Raw genomic sequence first — 26,621 nt, 5'->3', positions numbered from 1 at the left:
GGGGCATGGCGTTATCCGACGCCATGCCCCCTTTTTCTTCCGCCAGCGATCTGATCGCCCGCGCCCGCGCCGCGTTTCAGTCAGGGCGCCATGCCGAGGCGGAAGAGCTGGCGGCCGAAGCGCGGTCGCAGGATCGGGCATCGCTCGATGCGATCGAGATCCTCGCTTTGGCGCATCGCGCGCGCGGCGACGACACCGGTGCCGAACGCCTGCTGCGCGAAGCGATCGCGATCGATCCCCGCCCGCGCTGGCCGCATGACGACCTTGCCATGATGCTGTTCGACGGCGGACGGATCGTCGAGGCGGAGGCAGCCTGCCGCGCCGCCATCGCCGCGGACTCCGGCAATCCGCAACCCGAAATGATGCTCGGCAATATCCTGTCCGAGCGCGAGGAACTGGTCGCCGGCGCAGCCCATCTGCGCCGAGCGATTGCGCTGGCCGGCGAGCATCCGCAATTGCTCGCCAATCTCGGCCGGAATCTGCAGCGACAGGGTGCGCTGTCAGATGCAGAGCCGCTGCTGCGCCGCGCTGTCGCCGCGATGCCTGACGCGCTGCCGCCGCTGGCCTGGCTGGCCGAGTTGCTCGAACAGGCGCGGCGGTTCGATGAGGCATCGGCGATGCTCGATCGCGCCGAGCGGCTGGCGCGGGCGCAGGGCAGCGACGTCACCTTACAGCGCGCGGCTTTGCTGTCGCGTACCGAGGACTGGCGCGACGGGCTGACGCTGCTCGACGCCGAACCTAAACTATCGGGAGCCGCCCTGCTCCAGCGCGGCCGCCTGCGCGATCGTGCTGGCCGATATTCCGAGGCGTGGCACGACTTCGAAACGGGCAAGGCCGCTCTCGCCGCCGCGTCGGGCCGTCGCTATGCGCGCGCCGAGGTCGAGCGCCTGATCGCCGACTTGACCTCGTTCTTCGCGCCCGACCGGTTCGCCGCACTGACCGCCGCGCCGGTTCGCGACGATGTGCCGCAACCCATCTTCGTCCTCGGCTTCCCACGGTCGGGCACCACGCTGACCGAACAAGTGCTGGCGAGCCATTCGCGTCTTCGCGCTGGCGGCGAGCTGCCCTTCGTTGGCGAATTGGCGGCGATCGCGACGAAACGGACCCGCGGAGCCTTTCCCTCGCATGTCAACGACCTCGACGCCGCAACCCGCGCCACGCTGGCGACCGACCTGCGCGACCATTATCTCGCCCGGGCCGAGGCGTTCGGGCTGCTCGCGCCCGGAACGTCTTTCTTCACCGACAAGATGCCGCTCAATGAAGTGTATCTGCCGCTGCTGCGCGTCGCTTTTCCCGCCGCGCCGTTGGTCGCCGTCGGGCGTCATCCGCTCGACGTGATGGTCTCGGCGATGAGCCACGATTTCACTCATGGCTTCAATTGCGGCTACCGGCTCGAGGATGCCGCGCGCCATTATGCGCTGATCGACACCCTGATGGCCGAGTGGCGGAAGCTGCCAGGGATCGCGCCGCACCGACTACGTTACGAAAATTTCGTCGCGGCGCAGCGGGGCGAAACCGAAGCGCTGATGGCGCATATCGGTCTGCCGATGGAGCCCGCCCAGCTCGCTTTCCACGAAAGCCAGCGCTTCGCCCCGACCCCGAGCTATGCCCAGGTCCAGGAACCGCTCAACGATCGTTCGATCGGGCGCTGGCGGCACTATGGGCGCGAACTCGCGCCGGCACGCGCCATCCTGGCCGAGACGATCGCCCGGGGCGGTTACGCCGCCTGAAGTCCCGCCGCGACCGACGCGGCATCGGCGCCCAGGATCAGTTGCAGCGCATTGGCCGAGGGCCGCGCGATCATCCGCACACCGAGTTGCCGCAGCGCTGCCTCATCGGCGCGCGCCGGATCGGCGAGGTCGACCCACAAGCGGCTCGATGCCGCACCCGATGCGGAGATATTGTCGCGTCCGCCCAAGGCGGCGAGCCATGGCGCCGGATCGGCCGCTGCCGCGGTCGGCCGGCTCTCGACCACCGGCACAGCAGCGGACAACGGCCCGGCCGCCGCGCGCATTTCCATCGCCACCGAATCCGCGATCGGACCGAGCACCACTTGCAGCCCCTGTGCGCTCGGCCGGATGAAACCCCTGGCGCCAAGCTTCTTGAGCCGCGCCTCGCTGACCTTGTCCTGATCGTTGACCACCAACCTGAGCCGCGTCGTGCAGGCATCGATGCTGGCGAGGTTACCCGCCCCGCCCAATGCCTCGACGAACGCCAGCCCGCGCTCGGCGGGTAGCGGGGCCGTGCCGTCCTCCTCCGCCTCCTCGGGCTCGCGACCCGGCGTCTTCAGGTCGAACTTCACGATCGCCCAGCGGAAGGTGCCGTAATAAATCGCGAAATAGGCGAGCCCGACCGGGAGCAGTAGCAACGGCCGGGTCGATTTGGAGAAATTGAGCACATAGTCGAAGAATCCGGCCGAAAAGCCGAACCCCAGATGCACGCCCAGAACGTGCATCAGCGCCATCGCCACGCCGGTCAGGATCGTGTGCATGAAGTATAGCAAGGGCGCGAGGAACATGAAGGTGAACTCGATCGGCTCGGTCACCCCGGTCAGAAACGCGGTCAGCGCCATCGAGGTCAGCATGCCACCCACCGCCTGGCGCCGCTCAGGCAAGGCGGAGCGGTACATTGCGAGGCACGCCGCCGGCAGGCCGAACATCATCACCGGGAAGAAGCCCGACATGAACCCGCCCGCGCTGGGATCGCCGGCGAAGAAGCGATTGAGGTCGCCGGTCTTGCCGTGGAAATCGCCGATGATGAACCAGGCGACGTTGTTGAGCACATGGTGCAGCCCGGTGACGATCAGCAGCCGGTTGAGCACGCCATAGACGAACAGCCCGATCGTCCCCGACTGGACGACGCCATAGCTCAGCCCGTCGACCCCCGCGTCGATCGGCGCGAAGCCGAAGCCGACCAAGGCCGCGAGCGCCAGCCCGGCGAACCCGGCCAGGATCGGGACGAAGCGCCGGCCACCGAAGAACGACAGATAATCTGGCAGCCTGATCGTCGAATAGCGATTGTAGAAAGCTCCCGCGATCAGCCCGGAGGCGATGCCGATCGGCACCGCCAGTTTGGAGATCGCCTTGTCGCGCCACGCCGCCTCGGCGAGCGCGGCGATATCCTTGCCCATATTGGCGGTGACGTCGGGCGGCACATGAAGCAGCGTCATCGCCCCGCGCGTCGCGACCAGGAAACAGACCAGCCCGGCGAGCCCTGCGGCGCCATTATTGTCCTTGGCGATGCCGACGCCGATGCCGAGCGCGAACAGCAAGCCGAGATTGTCGAAGATCGCCCCGCCCGCCGCGGCGACGAAGGGGATGTCGAGCAGATCGGGCTGGCCCAGGCGTAACAACAAACCCGCGATCGGCAGGACCGCGATCGGCAGCATCAGTGCGCGGCCGAGCGGCTGGAGCGATTGCAGCGAGAGCTTCATTGGCCTTGCTCCGACAGAGAAGAGACGAGCGCGCGGACGGCATCGCCATCGGGCGCGCTCAGTGCTTGCGCGGCGACCGTCCGGCATCGGGCGAGATCAAGCATGCGAACCAGCGCCTTGGTCTCGGCGACCGCGGCACCGGGCACCGACAATTCGGTCACCCCCATGCCGATCAGCAACGGCACGGCTTCGGGATCGGCGGCGAGCCCGCCGCACACGCCGGTCCAGCGCTTATGCATCACGCCGCCGCGCACCGTTTCGTCGATCAGCCGCAATACCGCGGGGTGCAGCCCGTCGAGCCCTGCTGCGACCGCCGGATTGGTGCGGTCGCGCGCCAGGGCATATTGCGAGAGGTCATTGCTGCCGATCGAGAAGAAATCGGCCTCGGCCGCGAGCGCCGCCGCGGTCAGCGCGGCCGCCGGCGTTTCGACCATGATGCCGAGTTCGGGGGCCGCGACGCCGAGATCGGCGGCATGCCGCGCCAGCGCCTCACGCGCCGCGATCAGTTCGGCGCGATCGGCGACCATCGGCAGCATGAGCCTGAGTGGCGCCTGGGCCTTGACCCGCAGCAGCGCACGTAACTGCGTGTCGAGCAAGTCGCGCCGCGCGAGCTGGAGGCGAATGCCCCGCAAGCCCAGCGCCGGATTCTCCTCGGCCGCGATCGTCAGATAGGGCGCCGGTTTGTCCGCGCCGATATCGAGCGTGCGCACGATCAGCGGCCGCTCGCCCAATGCGTCGGCGATCGCCTGATAGGCGGTACGTTGCTCTTCCTCGTCGGGTGGCGTGGCGCGGTCGAGAAACAGGAATTCGGTGCGCAGCAGGCCACAGCCCTCGGCGCCCTCGGCCACCGCCGCGCGCGCATCGGCGGCCGAGCCGAGATTGACGAACACATCGATCCGCACGCCGTCGATAGTGACCGCAGGCTGCTCGGCCTGCGCCAGTGCCGCCTGTCGCCGCGCCCGCCGCGTCTCGACACGCGCGCGCACCGCCGCGACGTCCGTCGTATCGGGCGCGATACGAAGCGCGCCGTCCTCGATCACCAATTCGGTACCGGGTTCGACTTGTGCCAGCGCACCGCCGAGCGACACCAGCATCGGCAGCCCCATCCCCGCCGCGATGATCGCGACATGCGACGTCGTCCCGCCGCGCGCGGTGGCGATCCCGGCCAGCCCCGCCTCGCCCAGCGCCATCAATTGCGACGGATAGAGCTCCTCGGCGATCAGGATCGCGCCGGGCGGTGGTGGCGCCTGGTCTGGCGCGCCATGGATCGCGAGTATGACGCGGCGCCCGAGATCATTGAAATCGTCTATCCGCTCGGCAAAGCGCGCATCGCCCGCACCGCGCAACTGGTCGACATAGAAGCGGATCGCTTGCCGCCAGGCGAACCCAGCACTCTTGCCCGCCGCGATCGTCGCATCCGCCGCGATCGCCAGTTCGGGATCGTCGAGCAACGCGAGATGCGCTGCCGCGATGCCCGCGCGATCGCCTTCGCCCACAGCGTCCGCCGACAGCTCGGTGCGCACGCTATCCTTCGCTCCCATCAGCGCCGCGCGCTCGGCCTCGATACCTGAGCCGATCTCGGGAATATCGGCTACCGGATCGATCGGGCGAAAGGCGGGCCCGATCGCCGTTCCCGACACCGCGGTAACGCCCTTCAGGACCGAGGGCAGTCCGGCAACGGGAGTGCTGGGCGCCGGTTCTGCAAGCCCGCCGACCGGCTTTAGCTCGCCCATCCCGGTCGCGAGCAAATCGGCGACCGCCGCAACGCCGTCGCTATCGCTGCCACGCACCGTGATCGCCGCACCATGCGGCAGGGCGAGCGCCAGCATCGCCACCGCGCTGCGCGCGGAGGCCACACGCCCCGACGGCGCCACGACCTCGATCGTCCCGGAGTAGCTAGCCGCCAGCTGCGCGATCCGCGCCGCCGGTCGCGCGTGCAGCCCGTGCTCGAGCGGCAGCTCAAGCGTACGACTTGCTGTCGATACGGCCTGCTCCGCCATCGCGACCGCACCGTCCAGCGCCCGGAAACACATCACTGTCTCGCCCGCAGCGACCGCACGGTCGCTCACTGGATCCTCGACGGCGAAGGCCTCTCCGTTGGTGACGATGATCGGCGTGATCAGGCTCTTCGCCGTCCGCGCCAGCCGATCGAGATCGAACTCGACCAGCAACTCGCCCGCCGCCACGCGCTGGCTGTCGGCGACCTTGGGCGCGAATCCCTCGCCGCCCAGCCCGACCGTCTCCAGCCCGATATGCATCAACAACACCGGCCCGGAATCGAGTTGCAGCGTCACCGCATGCCCCGCCGGATGGACCGACACCACCACGCCCGCGCCCGGCGCTAGCAATCGCCCCTCGACCGGGTCGATCGCGATGCCGTCGCCCAGCATCTTCTCGGCGAACACCGGATCGGGCACGTCGGCCAATCGAGTCGCCCAGCCCGCCAGCGGGCTCGCGATGGTCAGGCTCATTTCGCCGGGCCCAAAGTCAGCCGGTCGAGCATCCACAACGGATTGGGGCCGGTCTGAGTAAAGGTCATGCACAGATCGTGGCGTCCTTGTTGCGGCGGGAGCGATCCCGCGATCGTGCTGACGCCTGCATTGCGCGTCGCGTCGCCGAGCGGGATGCTCGCAACCACCGGGCCATCGCAGCGATCGAGCCTGACCACCAGCTCGCCCGTTGGCGTGCGCGGTTTGTCGAACCCCACTTTGGCGAGATCGGCGCCGATCGAGAAGTTGAACGGCACCTGGCCGACCTCCGCCGACAGCGAGGCGATGCCGTCGAGCGGCGCGCGCTTCCAGATCCAGCAGGGATGGAAGATGTCGCCCCAATGGACCCTGCGCACGCCGCCGGTCGCGCCGTCATCCTCAAGGCGCAACGGCACGGCGGTGGCGCACAAGTCCATCTCGGTCGCGGTGCGAGTGCGGAGCAAGGCAGCGGTCAGCGTCCAGTCGCGCCCGGTCCCGAGCGGCTCCCCGCCGGCAAAGGCGCGCACGCGCAGCCGTGTGCCCTCCGGCAAGGTCAGCGTGCCGTCATAGGCCAACGACGCGACGGTCGGTGCGCTGCCGTCGATCGTATAGCGCAGCACGCCGACATCGGCCTGCTGGCGCAGCTTGACGGTCACTTTGCCGTCCCCGCCGTCGACACTCGCCAGCGGTTCGAGCGGGGTCATGTTGTACCCCAGCCCCAGCCGCCGATAGCGCGCGAATTCCGCCGGCAATCGCGCCGCGAACCCCTTCCAGTCGCGCTTCGCCGCCGGCGTCCAACCGAGTTCGGCGAGCGCCGCCGCGCGCGGCCACAGCATGCGATCGGCATAGGCGGTGGTGCGGACATGCTCGGTCCACAGATTGACCTGCACCCCGAGCAGATGCCGGCGTTCGTCCGCGCTCAAAACGGCCGGCAGCGGATCGAACGTATAGATATGCTTCCAGTCCATCACCCCGCCGCGCCCCGGCGGCTCGTCGCCGGAATCGCTCTGGATATGGTCGAGATAGAAATCGGGCGACGGCGACAGGATCGCGTCATGCCCGGCCTTCGCGGCGGTGATCGCGCCGGACACGCCGTGCCACGACATCACCGTCGCCGATGGCGGCACCTTGCCTTCCAATATCTCATCCCAGCCAACCAGCCGCCGCCCGCGCTGCTGAAGGTAGGTGCCGATCCGCGCCATGAACCAGCCCTGCAGCTGTTCCTCATCCTTCAGGCCGAGCGCCTTGATCCGCGCCTGGATGCGCGGATCGGCTTTCCATTGGTCCTTCACCCCTTCGTCGCCGCCGACATGGACGTAGCGCGACGGAAACGGCTCGAGCACTTCGTCGAGCACATTAGTCAGGAAGGTGAAGGTGGCGTCGTCGGTGTTGTACAGATTGTACAGCACCCCCCAGTCCGAACTGGGCGTCTTGGGCGGGGTCGGGGTCGAGCCAAGCTCGGGATAGGCCGCGATCGCTGCGGTGGCGTGTCCCGGCATGTCGATCTCGGGCACGATCGTGACATGGCGCGCCTCGGCATAAGCGACGATCTCACGGATCTCGGCCTTGGTGTAGAAACCGCCGTAGCGCACCGGCTTGTTGGTCGTGGGATCGACGCCCGCCGCGCCCGCCGGCTGGCGCCACGCTCCGATCGCGCTCAGGCGCGGATAGCGGTCGATCTGGATCCGCCATCCCTGATCGTCGGTCAGATGCCATTGCAAGACGTTGAGCTTCTCCATCGCCAAGCGATCGATCAGTTGTCTGACATAGGCCGGCGGCTGGAAGTGCCTGGCAGAATCGAGCATCACGCCGCGCCAGGTGAACGCCGGCGCGTCGTCGATCGTCACCGCGCCGATCCTGCCGTCGCTCGATGCGGCGATCAGCTGCCACAAAGTGGTCGCGCCATAATACAGTCCGGTGTCGCTCGACGCAGACACGGTCGCGCCAGCAGGTGTCACCCGCAGACGATAGGCCTCTTCGCCCTTGATCGCCGGATCGCGCCGGAACCGGATCGCACCGCTCTTCGCCAATACAAGCTTGGGCCCGCCGGTCCGCCCGACGAGTTCGGCCAGCCGTCGCGCGGCGGCCGTACCGCCGGCATCGTCGGCGACGATCGTCGCGCGGGCAAAAGAAAAGCTGCCGGCCTGTGACGTCACCGTCGCGGGCATCGGCAGCAGGGGGAGGTCAGGTGACGCCCATGCCGCCGCCGGCATGCTCGAGATCATGACGGCGGCGAACAGGGGGGTGCGCATCGGGTAATCCTATTCGGTCTTGCCGATGCGCGACAGGTCAGAAGTGGACTTTGCCACCGACCCAGAACGTGCGGCCATTGTTGTAATAAGCGCGCGGGATCGAGGGATCGCCGACGAAGTAATAGAGCTTGTGGTTGAGCAGATTCTGCGCGTCAGCGGTCAGCGCGAAATATTTGGTCACGTTGAGCGTCAGCGACCCGTCGAGCGTGCCGAAATCGGCCTGCCACATCGGTGTCGAGCGATCGATGCCCGACCGGAATTTCGAGCGGAAAGTGTAAGCAAAGCGCGTCGAGATCAGCGAATTCTCGTAATAAGCCGTCACGTTGAACGTGTGCTTCGAATTGCCGTCGATGACGCCGCCGTCCGCCGCCTTGGCATCGGCATAAGTGTAGTTCGCCAACATGCCGAACCCGCCATAGATCGGCTGCTGCCAGTTGACCTCGACACCCTTGTTGGTGCCGCCCTTGCCATTGATCGGGCCCGTGATCTTGAAAGTCGCCCCCGCAGGATGCTGCTGCGTGATCAGGAACCGCTCGGTCTCATTGCTCGTGATGTACGAGTCGATGTCGAGGTAGAACAAATTGACCGAGAACAGCGACTGCTTCCCGTAATACCATTCGGCCGCGAGGTTGAACTGCCAGGCGCGGGTAGGATCAAGGTAAGGATTGCCACCTGCGGTCCCGGTCAGCGCCAGGTCGCTGACGGTGAAGGCGCCGGCGAGCTGGGCATAGCCAGGCCGCGTCATCGTCTTGGCGGCGCTCGCGCGGATCAGCAAATTGGGCATCGCGTTGACGGTCAGGTTGGCGCTGGGCAGGATATCCCAATAGCTGCGGTCGACCGTCACCGTCCCGCAGGTGCCGCAGAACGGGCTGACTGCGTTCGCGACAAGCGCGTTGGGTGAATATTGCAACGTGTTGAGATCGGTATGCACCGCGCGCACGCCAATATTACCACGCCAGCCCTGGCTCTCCCCGCCCAGCTTGGCCATCGCATAGACGGCCTCGGTCTTCTCCTTCACCGAGAAGCTCGCCTGCGGATAGAAAGCGAATTGCCGCCCGCCATTGGTGGCAAGCTCGGCCAGCACCTTGTCCTTGTCCGCGATCGAGTAAGGCGGGAAAGCAATCAGGCCATCGAGGAAATCGTCCGGCGTCGTGCCGCCGTTGAACACCGTGCCGAGCCCGACGCCCTTGGTTCCCGAATAGAGACCGTTCCCCGCCCAGGAATAAGCGGTGTAGTTCACCTCACGCGTGTGGTCGGTGTAGCGACCTCCGATCTTGATCGACTTCAGGAAATCGCCGTCGAATTTGTACTCGGCGTCGGCGCGGACATAGGTTTCCTTGTCGGGCGACAGGATGCGGCCGCCCCACGACCAGCTGTAATAATTGTTGAGGTACGCGGCCGACTTGGGGTCGGTCGGCAGCCCGGGATAATTGACCGTCGCACCCTTGCCCGCGAGCGCATAATTGACGCCGGTGTCCCAATAGGTTTCCCAGGCATAGGTATCCTTGGTGGCACCCTCGCCCTTGGTATAACCCACTTCCCCAGACAAAGTCAGGCGATCGGTCGGCTTCCACTCGGTCTCCAGATTGATCACCCAGGTCGACGAATAAGCGTCGCGGAAGATGTCGTCCTGGACGCGGCCCTGGATCGGATTGCCGTTGACGTCCTTCGCATTCCACGACGCCGCGGTCAGATACCCGTTGGTGACGGTGTACGGGCCGAGCGCATAGGGGCGCGGCAGATGCGTTACGGGGTCGATTCCCGGCGTCGAGTTGCTGCCGATCACCCGGCTGATCCACGCCATCGAGTTACGGTTGACGTTGTTGGCGTCCATCCGCGTGTAGATGCCGTTCAGCGTCACTTCGAACTGATCGTTGGGCTTGTATTGCAGCGCGACGGTGCCGCCCTTGCGGACGCGCTTCTGGCTGAAATAGGCCGCGCCAATGAGGTTGGGCGCGGTGACCGTCTGATTGGTGCCAGCGAAATTGTTGTAGGTCGTGTAGCCGAGGAATTCCTGACCATCGCGCCGGAACTCGCGCTCCTGATAATAGCCCGCGATCAGCAGACCGACCGTCCCCGCCTGGTTCTTCCAGCTATAGAGACCCGAGACCTGCGGCTTCACCTTGTCGGCCAGGTCATTGTAATTGGCCTGGGCGGTCAGGCTGAACGAATTGGCCGGCAGGTCGAGCGGGCGCCGGCTGTGGAGATTGATCGTGCCGCCGATGCCGCCTTCGGGCAGATCGGCTTCGGACGATTTGTAGACTTCCAGCTTGCCGACGATTTCCGACGGCAACAGACTGAAGTCGAAGCTGCGCCCGCCGCTGGTCTGGTCGAGCACGAACCAATCGCCGGTCGCGACCGAATGGCCGTCGAGCAAGGTCAGGTTGAGCGTCGGATCGGTGCCGCGGATCGACACCGACTGATTCTCGCCGAAGCCGCCGGCATTGGCCGATCCGGTGACGACGTTGACGCCGGTCAGACGACCGAGCGAGTCGGCGACGTTCTTGTCCGGAAATTTGCCGATATCCTGAGCGGTGACGACTTCGGAGACGACGTCGTTGGCGCGCTTCGAATCGAGCGACGCCTGGATCGAGGCGCGGATGCCGCTGACGACGATGTCGTTGCTTTGGTCCTGCGGATCGGCAGTGGTGGCTTGACCGCTGCCTCCGACATCGGCAGGCGCCGCCGCTGCTGGAGCGGTCTGCGCAAAAGCAGGCGCCGCGATAGTCAGCGCGAGGACGCTTGCGGTACAGGCGAACATCGCCCGATGCGTTTTGGCTTGGAACGTGACCATGATCTTCCCCTTCAACCCCTGGATTGGACTGTACCAAAGTACGACCAACTGTCGCTGTCTGCCCTGTCCGGTCTCATTTTTGGCCCGGATCAGGTCTGTTGCGAGTGTCATAAAGGCTCATTGGTCATTAAATTGCAATACCAAAATCAATACCAGTGCAGATATTTCGCACTTTGGTATTGAAATGGCATTATATGATGGCTTAAAGAATGCCGCGTCAGGGGGTTGTCCGCCATGTTCGTCGATCGCGTAGGAAAGCTGCCGGAAGGAGATACCGCGCCGCTGTATCAGCAGCTGCAGCGCGTGCTGCGCTCTGCGATTGAGCGCCAGGTTCTCGCCCCCGACGAAGCGCTGCCCCCCGAACGCGATCTTGCCCAGGCCTATAACGTCTCACGCGTCACCGTACGCAAAGCGCTCGACGGGCTGGTCGATGCGCGGATGCTGACCCGGCGCCAAGGCGCGGGCACCTTCGTCGCCGCACGGGTCGAAAAGAATTTCGCGACGATCTCGTCCTTCACCGAGGACATGCAGTCGCGCGGCCGCGTGCCGCACAGCGAGTGGCTGGCGCGCACCGAAGGCACGGTCGCGCCCGAGGAGGCGATGGCGCTGGGTCTCAGCCCCGGCAGCCAGGTTTATCGCTTCACCCGCATCCGCTATGCCGATGGTGTGTCGATGGCGCTCGAATATGCGACCGTTCCGGCGAGCTCGCTGTCCGGGCTCGAGGCGGTGACCGAATCGCTCTACGACGCATTGGGCGACGACCGTCCGGTGCGCGTGCTGCAGCGCTTCCGTGCGGTACTGTTCACCGATGAGCAGGCCGAGTTGCTGGCGATTCCGCGCAACTCGCCGGGGCTCGAAATCGAACGCCGCGGCTATACCCAGGACGGCCGTACGGTCGAATTCACCAAATCATGGTATCGGGGCGATGCTTACGACTTCGTCGCCGAACTCAATGTCCCGCCAGCCTGAGAATTCCGTGCCGCTTCTTCCCCAGAATACGCTGATGTTCGCCGAAGCCGCCGAAGCGGCGGACGCGGTCGCGCGTCAGACGTTGCGTCAGCACGACGCGCGCCTGGCTTTGGCCGCCGCGCTGCGACAGGACCCGCCGCGCGCGGTGGTGACCCTGGCACGCGGTAGTTCGGATAACGCCGCGACCGTCGCGCGCTATCTGGTCGAAACGCATCTTCGCCTGCTGACCAGCTCGGCCGCGCCCTCGGTTTCGTCGGTCTACGATTCGGCGCCCGATTATGCCGGCACGCTGATGCTGGCGATCTCGCAATCAGGCCGCAGCCCAGACCTGATCGCCGCCGCCGAAATGGCCAAAGCGGGTGGCACGCGGCTGGTCGCGTTGGTCAATGACGAAAGCTCGCCGCTCGCGGCACTGGCGGACACCTTCCTGCCGCTCGCCGCGGGCCCCGAAAAGAGCGTCGCCGCTACCAAATCGTTCATTACCAGCGTCGCCGCGCTGGTCCATCTGATCGCCGATTGGGCGGAGGATGACGAATTGCTCGCCGCACTCGTTGGGCTGCCGGCACTGCTCGAGCAGGCCTGGGCGCTCGATTGGTCGCCAGCACTCGAGCCGCTGCGCAACGCCACCAACCTCTATGTCGTCGCGCGTGGCCCGGCGTTCGGCATCGCGCAGGAAATGGCGCTCAAGATCAAGGAAACCTGCGGCTTCCATGCCGAGGCGTTCAGCGCCGCCGAGGTTCGCCACGGTCCGATGGCGATCGTCGAAAAGGGCTTTCCCGTCCTGCTGCTCGGCCAGGACGACGAATCGCGCGACAGCGTTGCCGACCTCGCGCCCGAATTCGCCGAGCGCGGCGCGCTGGTGCTGAGCGCCGGGTTGAAGGATGCGCCCGGGCTCCGCTTGCCGAGCCTCGACGCGCACCCGGTGCTCCAGCCGTTATTGCTCGTCCAGAGCTTCTACCGACTCGCCAACGCGCTCGCCGTCGCGCGCGGCCGCGATCCCGACCGTCCTCCGCATCTCGCCAAGGTGACCGAAACGGTATGACCCGCACCGCGCTCACCAATGCCCGCGTGCTGCTGCCCTCCGGCCTGCGCGACGATGTCTGCGTCGTGATCGGCGACGGCGAGATTTGCGCGATCTCGTCGACCCCGCCGCAGGACGCGCGGATCGTCGATCTCGGCGGCCGATTGCTGCTCCCCGGCTTCATCGACACCCAGGTCAATGGCGGCGGCGGCCGGCTGTTCAACGACGATCCCAGCGTCGAGACGATCCGCGTGATCGCCGAAACGCATCGCCGCTATGGTACTACCGGCCTGTTGCCGACCTTGATCAGCGACGATCTGTCGGTAGTCGAAGCCGGTATTCGCGCGGTCGATGCCGCGATCGATGCCGGGCTGCCCGGCGTGCTCGGCATCCATATCGAGGGGCCGTTCCTGTCCAGCGCCCGGCACGGCATCCATTCGGTCGACAAGCTGCAGCCGCTCAAGGACGACTATCTCGACCTGCTGACCTCGGCGAAGCGTGGCAAGACGATGGTCACGCTCGCTCCCGAATGCGCTACCCCCGCGCAGATCGCGCACCTCGCCGCCAAGGGCGTCGTCGTCAGCGCCGGCCATTCGGATGCGCGCTATGAGACCGTGCGCGCTGCGATCGACGCGGGCCTGACCGGCTTCACCCATTTGTTCAACGCCATGTCGCAGCTCGCCAACCGCGCGCCGGGCATGGTCGGCGCCGCGCTGGAGGATGATTCCACTTATGCCGGCATCATCGCCGACGGCCACCATCTCCACGACGCCACGCTGCGCGTCGCGGTCCGCGCCAAGGGGCAACATCGCCTGATGCTGGTGACCGACGCGATGCCGAGCGTCGGCTCGGACGAGACACGCTTCGTGCTTCAGGGTCGCGAGATCTGGCGCGATGGCGATACCTTGCATGGCGCGGACGGCGTGCTCGCCGGCTCGACCCTGACCATGGTGGGTGCGGTCAAGGGCATGATCGAACGCGGCCGCGTCCCGCTCGCAGCGGCGGTGGCGATGGCGTCGGCGACACCGGCGGCATTTCTGGGACTGAGCGGCCAGACCGGCACGATCGCCGCGGGCATGCGCGCCGATCTCGTCCTGCTCGACGACGATTATACCGTCCGCGAGACGTGGATCGGCGGTGAACCAAGCGGTGTGACGCGGCCTATGGCAGCGGTCGCCAGATAACTTCAGTCCTACCGCGACATCATCTGCCCCAATTGCCGTCGAACGCGCGCCTTGCTCTCATCGCTCAGCGTCCCGCGAATGCCGCGCCGCTCCTCCGGCACATGATCGAGCGGCGGACCGAACACGAATTCGTCGAACATCGCCCGCCACGCCGCGCGCTGATTTTCGGGAAGGCCGGAAAAAGCCAGGATCGCGTGGACCATCGTGTCGAGCGGCGCGAGCCCCGGCTGCGGCGCGGGCGCCTCGTCCCACCAATAATTGACCAGGATGCTCACCGGGTCGAGCGAGCGGACATGGTGCCACCACATATGCGGAATGAAGAGGGCATCGCCTGGCTCGAGTTCGACGATCTGGGCATGCGCCATCGCCACACGCGCCAGCGGGAAGCGGCTGAAATCGGCTTCGTCGGGATCGAACAGACCGATCGGCGTGCCCGCTGGTGTAAACTCGATCGGACCGATGTAGAGATTGGCAACCTGATCGGGCGGGAACAAAGTGAAGCGCCGCCGCCCCGCCATGACCACGGCGATATTGCTGTTCATGTCATGGTGCGTCGCGACGCGCACGCGATTGCCGATCCAGATGCGTGGCGCCACACCGTCCGGCGCCAGCGGCATCCGGTTCTCCGCCTCGAACCCGGGCAGCGCCTCGGGCACCGCCACCGCCTGCGCCGCGATCGCCGAGGGCGTTGAGGCGCGGGCGGCGGTGTCGAGCCGTGAAAACAGCCAGGCAAGCGTTCCCGAGTCGCGGACGAAGGTTAGCGCCGACATGTCAGCATTATACCCCAGTCGCCCATTGGCCTCGGGCGGCGCGATCGCCACAGCGATCGGTTTGCCCGTATCGAATCGCGCCAGATAGGCGCCAGGGTCGGCGGCATTCACCGCCGGCCAGTCGGCGGCGATCCCGCGGAAAACCGCCGGCGCCGTGCGATCGGCCAGCACGATGGGGGCGTCAGACGCCAGCTCCTCGACCCTGTTCGTCATAACGCGACTATGCCGGGAACCACCGCGCTGACAACCGTCCAAGCTGGGCGTCCAAGCTGGGCGCCCAAGCTGGGTAGGGAGCGAGTCTGGACAAAGCTGCGCCGCGCAATTATCTACCGACCGATATGGAAACAGCCGTCCTCCGTGGCCGCCCCCGTGAATTCGACGTCGACCAGGCGTTGACGGCGGCGCTGCGCGTGTTCTGGGGCAAAGGATATGAGGGCGCGTCGATGACCGACCTCACCGACGCGATGGGGATCACCCGCCCCAGCCTCTACGCTGCATTCGGCAACAAGGAATCCTTATTCCGCAAAGCGCTCGACCTCTACGAACGCGAGAAGCTGTGCTATATGGGCCAGGCGCTCGAGGCACCGACCGCGCGCGGCGTCGCACAGCGCTTACTCCAGGGCAGCCTGGAGAACCAGACCAGCCGCGACGACCCACGAGGATGTCTCGGCGTGATCAGTTCGGTCGCTTGCGGCGCCGAAGCCGATTGTATCCGGCAGGAAGTGCTCGAACGTGGCAGGATCGCGCACCAGGCGCTGATCGAGCGGATGGAGCGTGCGGTCGCCGAAGGCGATTTCCACACCCCGGTGGATGCGGAGGGGATCACCAAATACCTCACCGCGATCCTTCAGGGTATGGCGGTTCAGGCCGGCGCGGGTGCCTCGCGCGGGGACTTGCAGCGGCTGGTCGATACCACGCTTGCGGTGTGGCCAAGCCGCTGAATAAAGTTTGGCTTTACGCTATTGCGGCAAAAAATATCGCTCGGTATAGAATTAGCCCTTGAACCGTTCCGCCCGAGTTTCTATACTGCTCGGTATAGAAGATGGATGGCCAAGGGTCGTCCTTTGGGTCAAAGGGAAGAGACCGGATGAACGGCCGAACGGACACCCTCTTCTAGCGTTTGCGTAGTACAGGGATGAGCCCTCGCCCCCGAGCACCCGATGCGGTGCCGGAGCGCACGACTTGTCACATCTTCATCGGATCACCCCGGCGACCACCCCATCGCCGGGCATGGGCCGCCGCACGCCCCCTGCGGCGGCCCCAACAACAAGGAGGACACGCCATGGCCTATCTCGAATTCGCCCCCGCCGGCGGCGGCGCGCTGCTCGATCGGTCCCCCGTGGCACCCCGCAGCTTCACGCCGAAGCCAGCCGATTTTTCCGCGCTCGAATGGCAGGTCGTCAATCTCGCGCAACGCGATCGGCTGTCGTCGATCCATCGTCCCGGCGCGCTCACTCGGGCCTTCCGCTGGGCATTCGGCGGCGTGGTCAAGACGGCCTTGTCCGATCCGCGGCTCGAGGCGTTGCGCCGCATCGCCGTACTGAGCTGGTATCGCGGCTTCTCCGTCGCGCCCGCCGAAGTCCGCGCCTTCCTCGCCGCCGGCTTCACGCTCGACCAGTACGAGGCCCTGCTCTTCCGGATCAACGCGATCCGCACCAATCTTCCCCGGAGCTTCCGCCGATGAACATGATCACCCCGATCAACGAAGACGCCACCGCGCATCCGCTCGAGGGTAGCGCGCCGGCTCGCCGCCAGCTGTGGCAGCGCGCCGCCTGGGTCACTGCTCCCGTCGCTTTGCTCGCCGCCGGCTACGGCCTGGTCCATCGCTCGGCGCCGGCGATGGCCGCGCCACCGCCGCCGACCGTCACCGTTGCCAACCCGCTCGAACGCGACGTCACCGAATGGGACGATTATGTCGGCCGGTTCGAACCGAGCCGTTCGGTCGAGGTGCGTCCGCGCGTCTCGGGCGCGGTGACCGCGATCCACTTCACCGATGGCCAGATCGTTCGCGCGGGTCAGCCGCTCTTCACCATCGACCCGCGTCCCTATGCCGCCGCGTTGGCGGAGGCACGCGCCGGCATTGCCACCGCGACCAGTGATCTTGCCCTCGCCCGCGCCGATTACGACCGCGCCTCGCGCCTGGTCGACGTCGATGGCGTGTCGAAGAGCGAAATCGATCGCCTGCGTGCCCGCGTCCAGGCGACGACAGCCGCGGTCGCTGCCGCCCAGGCCCGCGTCCGCGCCCGTGCGCTCGATGTCGAGTTCACCGTCGTCCGTGCGCCGATCTCAGGCCGAATCTCCGACCGCAAGATCGATGCCGGCAATCTTGTCGCGGCGGGCGAAGGCGGCAACGCTACCTTGCTCACCACGATCAATGCGCTCGACCCGATCTATTTCAGCTTCGACGGATCGGAAGCGCTGTTCCTCAAGGCCAAGCGCGCCGGTGCCGGTACCGCGTCGCCGATCGAGGTCAAGTTGCAGGACGAGAGCGATTATCGTTGGAAGGGCAGGCTCGACTTCACCGATAATGGGCTCGACATGAAGTCGGGAACGATCCGCGGCCGTGCCGTGCTCGACAACCCGAACCTGTTCCTGACACCCGGCATGTTCGGCAACATGCGCCTGGCGACCGGCGGCCGCAGCCGCGCGCTGATGGTGCCGGACACCGCGATCGTCACCGACCAGGCGCGCAAGACCGTCTTGGTCGTCGCCAAGGACGGTAGCGTCGCCGCCAAGCCAGTCCAGCTCGGCCCGGTGGTCGACGGCCTCCGCGTCATCCGCGGCGGGCTTGCGACGAACGACCGCGTGGTGATCGTCGGCACGCAAATGGCGCAGCCGGGGACCAAGGTGCAGACGCTCGCCGGCAAGATCGCACCGGTCGCGCCCGCTGCCACCGCACCCTCACTCGCGGCACCGCCCGCGGGTCAGGCCACGCTCGCCCAGTAAGTCTCCACTCTTCCCTCGTTCGCCCGAGCGTATCGACGGGCGCCGAGCCGGCTCGTGCTTCGCTGGCTCCGCACGAACGAGGGAGGAGACATCCGGAATTTTCGCCTCTCTCTTCGAGGAACAGGAATCATGCGCCTGTCGCGCTTCTTCATCACGCGCCCGATCTTCGCCGCGGTCATCGCGGTGATCATCACCATCGTCGGCGCGATCGCCTGGATCAGTCTGCCGGTGTCGCAATATCCCGACATCGTCCCGCCGACCGTCACCGTCAGCGCGTCCTATCCCGGCGCCTCGGCCGAGACAGTCGCCGAGACAGTCGCCGCGCCGATCGAGCAGGAGATCAACGGTGTCGACAACATGCTGTACCAGTCGAGCCAATCGACCGGCGACGGCAATGTCACCATCACCGTCACCTTCAAGATCGGCACCAATCTCGATGCCGCTCAGGTGCTGGTGCAGAACCGCGTCGCGATCGCCGTACCGCGCCTGCCCGAGGAAGTGCAGCGCCTCGGCGTCGTCACGCGCAAGACCTCGCCCGACTTCCTGATGGTGGTGAACCTGGTCTCGCCCGACAATTCGCTCGATCGCGGCTACCTCTCCAATTACGCGCTGACTCAGGTCCGCGACCGGCTGAGCCGGATCGACGGCGTCGGCGACGTCCGGCTGTTCGGCAGCCGCGATTATGCCATGCGCGTCTGGATCGACCCCAACCGCGCCGCCGCCCTCAACCTGACCGCCGGCGAAATCGTCCAGGCGCTCCGCGCACAGAATGTCCAGGTCGCGGCCGGCTCGCTCGGCCAGCCGCCTTACGCCCAGGGCAATGCCTTCCAGTTCAATGTCGAGACGCAAGGCCGGCTGACCGACCCGGCGCAATTCGCCAATGTCGTTGTCCGCTCGGATCCCGACGGCCGCCAGGTCCGGGTGTCCGACGTCGCCCGGGTCGAGCTCGGCGCCGCGGATTACAATTCCAACACTTATCTGTCGGGTAAGCCGACCGTGGTCCTGGGCATCTTCCAGCGACCCGGGTCGAACGCGCTCGCCGCCGCCGAGAAGGTGAAGGCGGAAATGGACGCGATGGCGCTGAAATTCCCCAAGGGCCTTGCCTATAGCGTCATCTGGAACCCGACCGACTTCATCCAGCAATCGGTCACCGCCGTGATGCACACCTTGCTCGAAGCGATCGTGCTCGTCGTGCTGGTGATCGTCGTGTTCCTGCAGAAATGGCGCGCCGCGATCATCCCGGTGGTGGCGATCCCGGTCTCGCTGATCGGCACCTTCGCCGTGCTTGCCGGGCTTGGCTATTCGCTCAACAACCTGTCGCTGTTCGGCCTGGTGCTGGCAATCGGCATCGTCGTCGACGACGCAATCGTCGTGGTCGAGAATGTCGAGCGCAACCTCGAACACGGGCTGAGCCCGCTGGAGGCGGCGCGTACCTCGATGGACGAAGTGTCCGCGGCGCTGGTCGCGATCGTGCTGGTGCTTTGCGCGGTGTTCGTGCCGACCCTGTTCCTGACGGGTCTGTCGGGGGCGTTCTACCAGCAATTCGCGGTGACCATCACCACCGCGACGATCATCTCGCTGCTGCTGTCGCTGACTTTGTCGCCCGCGCTCGCCGCCTTGCTGCTGCGCCCGCGTGCCGAGGAAAAGACCGGTGGCCGCCTGCACCAGCTCGTGCTGGCGGCGGGCGATCGCTTCAACCGCGGCTTCGAGCGGATGAGCAACGGCTATGCGCGGCTTACCGCGCGGCTGGTCGCCAAGCCGAAGCGGATGATGACTATCTATGCCGGGCTGATCGCCGCTACCGCCGCTTTGTTCTACGCGACGCCGACCGGCTTCATCCCGGCGCAGGATCAGGGCTATTTCCTGACCGTCATCTCGCTGCCGCCCGGCGCCTCGGTCGAGCGCACCGACGCGGTGATGCGCAAGGTTGCCAACCGCATCCTGCCGCTGAAGGGCGTCAAGGGAGCGGTGATGCTCGCCGGGTTCGACGGACCGTCACAGACCCTCGCGCCCAATTCGGCCGCGGCGTACATCCCGCTCAAGTCGTTCGAGGATCGCGAGAAACTCGGCGTCACGCTCGCCAGCATCATGGGCGAAGCGCGCAAGGCGACCGCCGACATCAACGAAGCACGGCTGTTGATCGTGCCGCCGCCCCTGATCCAGGGGATCGGCTCGGCCGGTGGCTATCGCCTGATGGTCGAGGATCGTGGCGGGCATGGCTATGCCGACCTTGCCGCCAAGTCTTACGGCCTGATCGGGAAGGCCAACCAGACGCCGGGGTTGAACCAGGTCTATACCTTCTTCGACACCAGCACGCCGCGCGTCTTCGCCGATATCGATCGCGCCAAGGCCGATCTGATCGGCGTGCCACCGGAGCGCGTGTTCGAAGCGCTCAACGTCTATCTCGGCTCGGCCTATGTGAATGACTTCAACCTGTTGGGACGGACCTATCACGTCACCGCGCAGGCCGATGCCCCGTTCCGCGCGACCGTCGCCGATATCGCCAACCTCAAGACCCGCTCGAACTCGGGCGAGATGGTACCGATCGGCTCGGTCGCCAATTTCAGCGACCGCACCGGACCGTATCGCGTCGTGCGCTATAATCTGTTCCCTGCGGTCGAGGTCGATGGCGATACTGCTCCGGGCTATTCGTCGGGTCAGTCGCTCAAGACCTTCGAGAAGCTCGCCGCCGATAACCTCCCCGCGGATTACGGCACCGAGTGGACCGGCATCGCCTATCAGCAAAAGGCGGCGGGCAGCACCGCCGGTGTGGTCTTCGCGCTCGCCGTGGTGTTCGTCTTCCTGGTGCTGGCGGCACAGTACGAAAGCCTCGTCCTGCCGCTGTCGATCATCCTGATCGTACCGATGTGCCTGCTCGCCGCGATGGTCGGCGTGAACCTGAGGGGAATGGACAATAACGTCCTGACCCAGATCGGCCTCGTCGTCCTGATCGCGCTGGCAGCGAAGAACGCGATCCTGATCGTCGAATTCGCCAAACAGGGCGAGGAGCAGGAAGACTTGAGCCCGGCGCGTGCCGCGATCCAGGCGGCGCAGACCCGCTTGCGGCCGATTCTGATGACCAGCTTCGCCTTCATCCTGGGTACCGTTCCCTTGCTGATCGCGAGCGGCGCGGGGTCGGAGCTCCGCCAGGCGCTGGGCACCGCGGTGTTCTTCGGGATGATCGGTGTCACTGCCTTTGGCCTGCTGTTCACCCCCACTTTCTACGTCGTCTGCCGCGCCTTGGGCGATCGCATCGCCCGCGCGCGCGGCAAGCGGCCTGCCGCCGGTCCGGACCTGTCCGGTTCGCTGCAGCCGGCCGAATGAGGAGCAATTCGATGCGTTCGTTTGATGTGAACTCACTCCCTCTCCCCTCTGGAGGGGAGAGGGGTACCGCAGCTTGGCAAGCCAACGCAGTCGGCGCGCCGAGCGAAGGTTGGGAGAGGGGTAGGAAGCCGATTGGACAGCGTGCTTCTTCATTCCTCTCCCAGCTCCGCCTGCTTTCCCTCGCCGCCTCCGCCCTCGCCCTCGCGGCCTGCGCGGTAGGCCCGAACTATGTCGCCCCGATCACCCCGCCGACCGCGGCCGGTCAGTTCGTCTCGGCCAACTCCCCCGCGCTCAGCAACGATCCGGCGGCGTCCAACTGGTGGCGGCTCTATCAGGACCCCGTCCTCGACGGGCTGATCGCCGACGCGCTCAAGTCGAACACCGACATCCGCGTCGCGGTCGCGAATCTCGAACGCGCCCGTGCTTCGTTGCGCGGCGCGCGCAGCGACCGGCTGCCGTCGACCGGGCTCAATGCCGGCGCGACCTATGGCCGTCTGCCCGAGGGCCAGCGCGCGCCGGGCAGCCCGCGCGAGGATTGGTCGATCGATACCGGCCTGTCGGTGTCGTACGAGGTCGATCTGTTCGGTCGCGTCAAGCGCGGAATCGAGGCGGCACGCGGTGACGAAGCCGCCGCCGCGGCCGATACCGATGCTGTCCGCCTCGCGGTCGTCGCCGACACCACGCGCGCTTATGCCGATGCGGCGTCGGGCGCCGCCCGCCTCAAGGTCGCCAACCAGATCGTCGATCTGCTCGACAAATCACTGCTGCTCACCCAGCGGCGGCACGAGGCTGGCCTCGCGACGCAACTCGACGTCTCGCGCATCGCCACGCTGCGCCAACAGCGCGCGGCCGACATTCCGGCGCTCGAGGCCGATCGCCAGGCCGCCTTGTTCCGCCTCGCGACCTTGACCGGTCGGCCGCCCGCCGACCTTCCCGCCGCGGCCGGAGAGCGCGTCGTCGGGCTCGAAATCACCCAGCCGATTCCGGTCGGCGACGGCGCCGCGCTGCTAAAACGCCGTCCCGACGTCCTCGCCGCCGACCGCCGGCTCGCGGCCGACACCGCGCGGATCGGGGTCGCGACTGCCGATCTTTATCCGCATATCAGCCTGGGCGGCTCGATCGGTTCGACCGGTCCGAATATCGGTGACGTGTTCGGCGGAGGGCCGTTGCGCTGGCTGCTCGGTCCGTTGATCAACTGGGCCTTTCCCAACCAGGAAGGCGCGCGCGCCAAGATCGCCGCCGCCAAGGCCGATACCCAGGCATCCCTCGCAACCTTCGATGGCACCGTGTTGCGCGCGCTCGAAGAGACCGAGACCGCGCTGAACAGCTACGCCCGCGCGCTCGACCGCCGAACCGCGCTCAAGGCGGCGCGCGATGAAGCGGCACGTGCCGCGGCGATCACGCGTGCGCAACAGCGCGAAGGGGCCGTCGATTCGCTCACCTGGCTCGACGCCGAGCGCACCTATGCCGAAACTGAGGCGACACTGGCCGAGCAGGACGCCCGGATCGCCGATGCTCAGATCGACGTGTTCCGCGCGCTGGCGGGCGGCTGGTCGTAAGCGACCGGCCGTCCTCCCGAGGCTGTTCAATCGATCCGTCCCCCCAGGGCCGCCTTCAGCGCATCGAATTCCGCTTGCAGGCAACCGCCGACGAGCTCCACGCCTTTGGACGTCAATCCGACCAGCGTACGGCGCGCATCGTCCGGGTCCGGCACCCGGGTGACATAACCCGCGTCCATCAGGAAGATGAGGTGACGCAGCGCGGTCGAATGTGGCGCGGAGCTGGCGAGACAGGCATCGCCGGTCGGCACCGCCCGCCGCTCGAACGCGGAGATGAACAGGTCGAGCAGGATACTCCATTGCGCGCTGACCAGGCGGAGGTCCGAGGCCACCTTCGTCCGTCGCCCCGCCGTCTTGAGCAGGAATTTGGCGTAGGCGATCAGGTTGTTATCGGCGGGCGAGGCCCGGCATTCGTGCCACCCGATTTCTCCCACACTCGACGCTGCCGATGCGCGGAAATCACTCCGATCAGCAGGCTCACCAGCAGTGGCAGCGCCCAATAGGGTTGCGTGCTGACGTAGAGCTCCTTGGGAAATGCCGGATTCATGATTGCGGGAAAGTGCGCGAGACACCCCCCCAATTGAGATGCTGCTGCCCATAGCGGCCAGAACCTTGTGCTTTGGCGTGCGATCACGACGAGGACGACCAGGAATATGACGTCGACGACGATCACGCCCCAATTGGGTCCATGCCAATGGTGTCCGAACAGGTCGGCGAAAATCGAGGCGATGGCGGCAACCATATAAGAGGTTGCCACCCGTCGCTCGGTCGCGCCGCCCCTAAACCATGCGAATACGCATAGGCTCGGAAACACAATGACGTAGACGACAAGACCGATATAGAGGTACAGCTGCATAGGATCTGATCCCTATATCGGTCGACGAAATTACGCAGCCCTCGACTTGCGGCGGGCCCCACTCACCTTGCCCATTGTGCATCCCACATCGGATCCATCCAGCCCCAATGCATCTCGCGTCACCGCGAGGAGCTGATGGCATCTGAGAGCCTCATCGCGCGCCTCGAACAGACGGGCCAGCGAGTTGACGGCCGACCGGGCAGCGTCATGCCCGACCTCGAGCGCCGCCCCCGTTTCCTGGCGACCGCGGACGATCGAACTGATGAGGTCGGTATTGGCGACGATCGCGCCGTCGATCCCGTCCTCGGCGGGCACAAGCGCCCTCATGATTTTACGGGCAGTCGCAAGATTGGTGGTTGGTATAAGTGCGATAGACATGATTCCCCCTCCGCCGGAACCAGCTGGTCCGGCCAATCAAACATCGAATGCGGGATGTGCGCCTAGAGGCGCTCGGTGAGCATGCGGATGGCGAGCATGTAGAGAGACACTGCCGTCACCATCAGCGATGCCGCGACCAGGATGGCGGCGATGGTCCCAGAATAATTCAGGTCATTGGTCGGCCTTTCTCGTGTCGGGAACGGCCAGGGTAGCCGTCCGAGCCACGAGGAAGACGCTGTCGAAATCTCCTTCTCAACGCCGGAAATTGCCGATGAGGAAAAACCCTCTATCATCGCGCTGCTGCTCATCAACGCTCGTACCGCGCTATCGCGATCGGAGAAACCGAGCTTTCGCACCGCATTGGCGATGTACGCGTCGACCGTCTTGGGGGAGAGTTGCAGGTCGGTCGCGATGTCCTTGGTGCGCTTGTGCTGGGCGACGCCCTTCAAACATTCGATCTCCCGAGGGGTCAACGAAGAGAAGCGCGAATCATCCATAATGCTAAGCTAGCCCAATGCTCCACCATTTTGGATCGTTTAGTATTTCTCCGACATCAAGAAATAGTCGCGATGGGTATCGCTACCCTTTCCGATGGGCGAGCATCCGACAGGCGCCGCGCTGTTCAGCTTCGCAGGGGTAGGATATTCGAGCATCGATATGGTTTGGGCCGCTCCTGCCGACGTTCGTGAAGAAGGACGAGAGCCTGGGACATCGATTCGCTTGAGCGGGATGTGCTTCGACCGAAACAGCCCACTCTTGCCGACAGCCAGCACCAATTACATAGATTGACGATGACACATATTCATCATCGGCCGCTGCGGGCGGCGCGACGGCAATCGGCATGATCTCCATCCTGGCCGTCTCGCTCGCACTGGCGCCGGCACGCGACGCGCTGGTTCGTCCCGGCGTGATATCGACCGCCGCGGCGGAAGTGCGCATCGCTCATAGCCCCGATGGCAGACGCATTCTGTGGGGCGCGATCGGACGCGATGCCGCGGCGGATCAGCAGGACATCTGGGAAATCCATCGCGTTCGCGCAGGATGGTCGGCACCGGCGCGGGTGTCGTTCGATACCGATGCAGCCGAATTCGATCCCGCTTTCTCGCCGGACGGCCGTTGGGTGTACTTCCAATCCGACCGCGCCGGCGGGCTTGGCGGCAGTGACCTCTATGTAGTCTCGATCGATCCGGTTAGCGGCCGCTTCGGCAGGCCGCGCAACCTGGGCCCGCAGGTCAATACGCCGAAAGAGGAATGGGCCGCCACCCCGACACCATCGGGCGGGCTGATCTTCTCGTCAAACGGCTGGGGCGGTCGCGGCAAGCACGATCTGTACGAGGTCGATCTTCGCACGCCCGGTGCCAGGCCGGTCAATCTGGGCGATGCGATCAACGGCCCGCTCGACGACCTCGATGCCGCGATCACGCCCGATGGCCGCACGCTTGTTTTCAGCGCCGGCGACATGGACGCGGAGACGGCCGACGTACGATTGTTCGTATCCTATCGCACGCGATCGGGTTGGATGCCGCGGCGTCCGCTGGGTATCGGCTGCTCGCCCTTCGTCCTCGGCGCGGCGATCGATCGGCGAACGCCGTGGCTGCTTTACTATGCGGCGCATTGTTCGGACAGTCCGGGCCGCATGGACGTGCACGTAGCCGATCTCAGGCGAGTCGTGGGGAAGCCGGCGATGCCGGCCAGCAACGAAAGCCAGCGCTAAGCTTGTCGCCCTATCCAGGCGGTGCAGCGCGCAGCAGCGCGCGCTCGCTTGCCAGATCATTGCGGATCGTGGTCGCCGCCACGCCGCCTTCGCCCATAGCGTGACTGATCTGGTCGAGCCCCTTGACCACGTCTCCCGCGGCATAAAGGCGCGCAACATTGGTCCGCTGGTGGGCATCGACAATCAGGCAGCCTTCGTCCGACCGCGCCGCGCCGAGACCCGCGGCAAGCGCCGAATTGATGTCCGAGCCGAGCGCCGGATAGAGGCTATCGAAGCGCCAGTCGTGGCCGGGCGTCCGCACACCGATCGCGTCGCCGTGAATCGCGAAGTCGGTGGCCGGACCATCGATCATCGCCACGCCGCTTTGTGCCAGCAGCGCGCGCTCGCCGGGGGCAAGATCGTGCTGGCCCCCCGGCGCGATCAGCGTCACATCGGCGGTGTATCCGCGCAGGAACACCGCTTCGCGCGTCCCATGGCCGCCGGTGCCGAGCACGCCGACGCGGCGATCGGTCACTTCATAGCCGTCACAGATCGGGCAATAGCGCAGCAACCCGCGCGCCAACGCGGTTGCATGCAGATCGTCGGGCATCGGCGGACGGCGATTGACCACCCCGGTCGCGAGCAGAACGCTCCGCGCGGCGATAATCTCATCACCAACCGAAACCAGCAGGCCGTCGACAGACGCCTCCAGCCCGGCCACTTCAGCCCGCACTAACGCCGCGCCATAGTGCCGAGCTTGCGTCCGCATGCGGTCGAGCAGATCGGCGCCGGCGATCCCGTCGGGAAAACCGGCATGATTGCGCGTCATCGGGATCGTTGCCGCGCGACTGTTGCCGGCATCGACCACACGCACGTCGAGATGGAAGCGCGCCAGATAAATTGCCGCAGTCAGCCCGGCCGGGCCGCCGCCCACCACCACGCAATCAAGCATAATGGTGCGCTGTCCCGGCGCG

The 26,621-nt window shown here is 66.2% G+C and carries 20 protein-coding genes; 10 read left to right on the top strand and 10 right to left on the bottom strand.

The genetic code is table 11. The features are described 5' to 3' along the window. The first annotated feature begins 5 nt into the window (after positions 1 to 5). Entirely contained in the window at positions 6 to 1,730 is a 1,725-nt protein-coding gene (locus tag SAS01S_RS10020) for a tetratricopeptide repeat-containing sulfotransferase family protein (protein WP_066807541.1), read from the top strand. Here the strand turns inward: SAS01S_RS10020 and nagE are convergent. The 4 genes from nagE to SAS01S_RS10000 are packed head-to-tail and all read right to left on the bottom strand — an operon-like array spanning position 1,718 to position 10,947. Next, positions 1,718 to 3,433, bottom strand: a complete 1,716-nt coding sequence (nagE, locus tag SAS01S_RS10015; protein ID WP_066807540.1) for an N-acetylglucosamine-specific PTS transporter subunit IIBC — start codon at positions 3,431 to 3,433, stop codon at positions 1,718 to 1,720. The two genes, SAS01S_RS10020 and nagE, sit on opposite strands and share 13 nt — an antisense overlap. Beyond that, complete coding sequence (gene ptsP, locus SAS01S_RS10010) at positions 3,430 to 5,904, bottom strand: phosphoenolpyruvate--protein phosphotransferase (RefSeq protein ID WP_066807539.1); 2,475 nt, start codon at positions 5,902 to 5,904, stop codon at positions 3,430 to 3,432. Before ptsP ends, nagE begins: the two co-directional genes overlap by 4 nt. Next, the gene (locus SAS01S_RS10005) at positions 5,901 to 8,153 is read right to left on the bottom strand and encodes a family 20 glycosylhydrolase (protein WP_157082758.1); all 2,253 of its coding nucleotides are present in this window, start codon (positions 8,151 to 8,153) and stop codon (positions 5,901 to 5,903) included. Before SAS01S_RS10005 ends, ptsP begins: the two co-directional genes overlap by 4 nt. 37 nt (positions 8,154 to 8,190) lie before the next feature. Then, the gene (locus SAS01S_RS10000; RefSeq protein WP_245656830.1) at positions 8,191 to 10,947 is read right to left on the bottom strand and encodes a TonB-dependent receptor; all 2,757 of its coding nucleotides are present in this window, start codon (positions 10,945 to 10,947) and stop codon (positions 8,191 to 8,193) included. A gap of 234 nt (positions 10,948 to 11,181) precedes the next feature. Here SAS01S_RS10000 and SAS01S_RS09995 point away from each other — a divergent pair, with 234 nt between their 5' ends. The 3 genes from SAS01S_RS09995 to nagA are packed head-to-tail and all read left to right on the top strand — an operon-like array spanning position 11,182 to position 14,121. Continuing rightward, positions 11,182 to 11,916, top strand: a complete 735-nt coding sequence (locus tag SAS01S_RS09995; RefSeq protein ID WP_066807538.1) for a GntR family transcriptional regulator — start codon at positions 11,182 to 11,184, stop codon at positions 11,914 to 11,916. Then, positions 11,900 to 12,958, top strand: a complete 1,059-nt coding sequence (locus SAS01S_RS09990; protein WP_066807537.1) for an SIS domain-containing protein — start codon at positions 11,900 to 11,902, stop codon at positions 12,956 to 12,958. The genes SAS01S_RS09995 and SAS01S_RS09990 overlap by 17 nt, the downstream gene beginning before the upstream one ends. Next, on the top strand, positions 12,955 to 14,121 hold the full coding sequence (nagA, locus tag SAS01S_RS09985) for an N-acetylglucosamine-6-phosphate deacetylase (RefSeq protein ID WP_066807536.1): 1,167 nt from the start codon (positions 12,955 to 12,957) through the stop codon (positions 14,119 to 14,121). Before SAS01S_RS09990 ends, nagA begins: the two co-directional genes overlap by 4 nt. Before the next feature lie 8 nt (positions 14,122 to 14,129). On the opposite strand, the gene SAS01S_RS09980 is transcribed toward nagA, so the two are convergent. Beyond that, on the bottom strand, positions 14,130 to 15,104 hold the full coding sequence (locus tag SAS01S_RS09980) for a cupin-like domain-containing protein (RefSeq protein WP_066807535.1): 975 nt from the start codon (positions 15,102 to 15,104) through the stop codon (positions 14,130 to 14,132). A gap of 125 nt (positions 15,105 to 15,229) precedes the next feature. Here SAS01S_RS09980 and SAS01S_RS09975 point away from each other — a divergent pair, with 125 nt between their 5' ends. The 5 genes from SAS01S_RS09975 (at position 15,230) to SAS01S_RS09955 (ending at position 22,720) form a co-directional block, all read left to right on the top strand. Continuing rightward, on the top strand, positions 15,230 to 15,832 hold the full coding sequence (locus SAS01S_RS09975) for a TetR/AcrR family transcriptional regulator (RefSeq protein ID WP_066807534.1): 603 nt from the start codon (positions 15,230 to 15,232) through the stop codon (positions 15,830 to 15,832). Positions 15,833 to 16,173: 341 nt separating this feature from the next. Continuing rightward, entirely contained in the window at positions 16,174 to 16,575 is a 402-nt protein-coding gene (locus SAS01S_RS09970) for a hypothetical protein (RefSeq protein WP_066807533.1), read from the top strand. Then, a complete protein-coding gene (locus SAS01S_RS09965) occupies positions 16,572 to 17,837 on the top strand; it encodes an efflux RND transporter periplasmic adaptor subunit (protein ID WP_066807532.1) in 1,266 nt (421 codons plus the stop codon). Before SAS01S_RS09970 ends, SAS01S_RS09965 begins: the two co-directional genes overlap by 4 nt. A 129-nt stretch (positions 17,838 to 17,966) precedes the next feature. Continuing rightward, positions 17,967 to 21,161 (top strand): efflux RND transporter permease subunit, encoded by a 3,195-nt coding sequence (locus tag SAS01S_RS09960; RefSeq protein ID WP_066807531.1) that lies wholly within the window; start codon positions 17,967 to 17,969, stop codon positions 21,159 to 21,161. An 11-nt stretch (positions 21,162 to 21,172) separates the two neighbouring features. Further along, on the top strand, positions 21,173 to 22,720 hold the full coding sequence (locus tag SAS01S_RS09955) for an efflux transporter outer membrane subunit (RefSeq protein WP_084238779.1): 1,548 nt from the start codon (positions 21,173 to 21,175) through the stop codon (positions 22,718 to 22,720). A 26-nt stretch (positions 22,721 to 22,746) separates the two neighbouring features. On the opposite strand, the gene SAS01S_RS09950 is transcribed toward SAS01S_RS09955, so the two are convergent. The 4 genes from SAS01S_RS09950 to SAS01S_RS09935 all read right to left on the bottom strand — a co-directional run bounded on the left by SAS01S_RS09950 (position 22,747) and on the right by SAS01S_RS09935 (position 24,451). Further along, on the bottom strand, positions 22,747 to 23,052 hold the full coding sequence (locus SAS01S_RS09950) for a helix-turn-helix domain-containing protein (RefSeq protein WP_157082757.1): 306 nt from the start codon (positions 23,050 to 23,052) through the stop codon (positions 22,747 to 22,749). A 47-nt stretch (positions 23,053 to 23,099) separates the two neighbouring features. After that, entirely contained in the window at positions 23,100 to 23,576 is a 477-nt protein-coding gene (locus SAS01S_RS09945) for a hypothetical protein (protein ID WP_066807529.1), read from the bottom strand. Positions 23,577 to 23,606: 30 nt separating this feature from the next. Continuing rightward, positions 23,607 to 23,903 (bottom strand): hypothetical protein, encoded by a 297-nt coding sequence (locus tag SAS01S_RS09940; RefSeq protein WP_157082756.1) that lies wholly within the window; start codon positions 23,901 to 23,903, stop codon positions 23,607 to 23,609. 113 nt (positions 23,904 to 24,016) lie between these two features. Further along, the gene (locus SAS01S_RS09935) at positions 24,017 to 24,451 is read right to left on the bottom strand and encodes a helix-turn-helix domain-containing protein (protein WP_066807527.1); all 435 of its coding nucleotides are present in this window, start codon (positions 24,449 to 24,451) and stop codon (positions 24,017 to 24,019) included. A 344-nt stretch (positions 24,452 to 24,795) separates the two neighbouring features. Between SAS01S_RS09935 and SAS01S_RS09930 the strand changes: the two genes are divergently transcribed. Next, on the top strand, positions 24,796 to 25,668 hold the full coding sequence (locus tag SAS01S_RS09930; protein WP_066807526.1) for a TolB family protein: 873 nt from the start codon (positions 24,796 to 24,798) through the stop codon (positions 25,666 to 25,668). 10 nt (positions 25,669 to 25,678) lie between these two features. Here the strand turns inward: SAS01S_RS09930 and SAS01S_RS09925 are convergent, their stop codons facing one another. After that, on the bottom strand, positions 25,679 to 26,599 hold the full coding sequence (locus SAS01S_RS09925) for an NAD(P)/FAD-dependent oxidoreductase (protein WP_066807525.1): 921 nt from the start codon (positions 26,597 to 26,599) through the stop codon (positions 25,679 to 25,681). Positions 26,600 to 26,621 lie beyond the last annotated feature (22 nt).

It is taken from the genome of Sphingomonas asaccharolytica NBRC 15499, assembly GCF_001598355.1.
Taxonomy (GTDB): domain Bacteria; phylum Pseudomonadota; class Alphaproteobacteria; order Sphingomonadales; family Sphingomonadaceae; genus Sphingomonas; species Sphingomonas asaccharolytica.
The sequence above is the reverse complement of the archived record's forward strand: the minus strand, read 5'-3'. Positions and strand labels throughout refer to the sequence as shown.

Excerpts from the sequence above, each read along its gene's own strand:
- SAS01S_RS09960 (WP_066807531.1), top strand. The coding sequence starts at position 17,967 with ATGCGCCTGTCGCGCTTCTTCATCACGCGCCCGATCTTCGCCGCGGTC.
- SAS01S_RS09970 (WP_066807533.1), top strand. The coding sequence starts at position 16,174 with ATGGCCTATCTCGAATTCGCCCCCGCCGGCGGCGGCGCGCTGCTCGAT.
- SAS01S_RS09975 (WP_066807534.1), top strand. The coding sequence starts at position 15,230 with ATGGAAACAGCCGTCCTCCGTGGCCGCCCCCGTGAATTCGACGTCGAC.
- SAS01S_RS10000 (WP_245656830.1), bottom strand. The coding sequence starts at position 10,947 with ATGGTCACGTTCCAAGCCAAAACGCATCGGGCGATGTTCGCCTGTACC.
- SAS01S_RS10020 (WP_066807541.1), top strand. The coding sequence starts at position 6 with ATGGCGTTATCCGACGCCATGCCCCCTTTTTCTTCCGCCAGCGATCTG.
- SAS01S_RS09965 (WP_066807532.1), top strand. The coding sequence starts at position 16,572 with ATGAACATGATCACCCCGATCAACGAAGACGCCACCGCGCATCCGCTC.
- SAS01S_RS09935 (WP_066807527.1), bottom strand. The coding sequence starts at position 24,451 with ATGGATGATTCGCGCTTCTCTTCGTTGACCCCTCGGGAGATCGAATGT.
- ptsP (WP_066807539.1), bottom strand. The coding sequence starts at position 5,904 with ATGAGCCTGACCATCGCGAGCCCGCTGGCGGGCTGGGCGACTCGATTG.
- SAS01S_RS09940 (WP_157082756.1), bottom strand. The coding sequence starts at position 23,903 with ATGAGGGCGCTTGTGCCCGCCGAGGACGGGATCGACGGCGCGATCGTC.
- SAS01S_RS09980 (WP_066807535.1), bottom strand. The coding sequence starts at position 15,104 with ATGACGAACAGGGTCGAGGAGCTGGCGTCTGACGCCCCCATCGTGCTG.
- SAS01S_RS09945 (WP_066807529.1), bottom strand. The coding sequence starts at position 23,576 with ATGCAGCTGTACCTCTATATCGGTCTTGTCGTCTACGTCATTGTGTTT.
- nagA (WP_066807536.1), top strand. The coding sequence starts at position 12,955 with ATGACCCGCACCGCGCTCACCAATGCCCGCGTGCTGCTGCCCTCCGGC.
- SAS01S_RS09995 (WP_066807538.1), top strand. The coding sequence starts at position 11,182 with ATGTTCGTCGATCGCGTAGGAAAGCTGCCGGAAGGAGATACCGCGCCG.
- SAS01S_RS09955 (WP_084238779.1), top strand. The coding sequence starts at position 21,173 with ATGCGTTCGTTTGATGTGAACTCACTCCCTCTCCCCTCTGGAGGGGAG.
- SAS01S_RS09925 (WP_066807525.1), bottom strand. The coding sequence starts at position 26,599 with ATGCTTGATTGCGTGGTGGTGGGCGGCGGCCCGGCCGGGCTGACTGCG.
- SAS01S_RS09990 (WP_066807537.1), top strand. The coding sequence starts at position 11,900 with ATGTCCCGCCAGCCTGAGAATTCCGTGCCGCTTCTTCCCCAGAATACG.
- SAS01S_RS10005 (WP_157082758.1), bottom strand. The coding sequence starts at position 8,153 with ATGCGCACCCCCCTGTTCGCCGCCGTCATGATCTCGAGCATGCCGGCG.
- SAS01S_RS09930 (WP_066807526.1), top strand. The coding sequence starts at position 24,796 with ATGATCTCCATCCTGGCCGTCTCGCTCGCACTGGCGCCGGCACGCGAC.
- nagE (WP_066807540.1), bottom strand. The coding sequence starts at position 3,433 with ATGAAGCTCTCGCTGCAATCGCTCCAGCCGCTCGGCCGCGCACTGATG.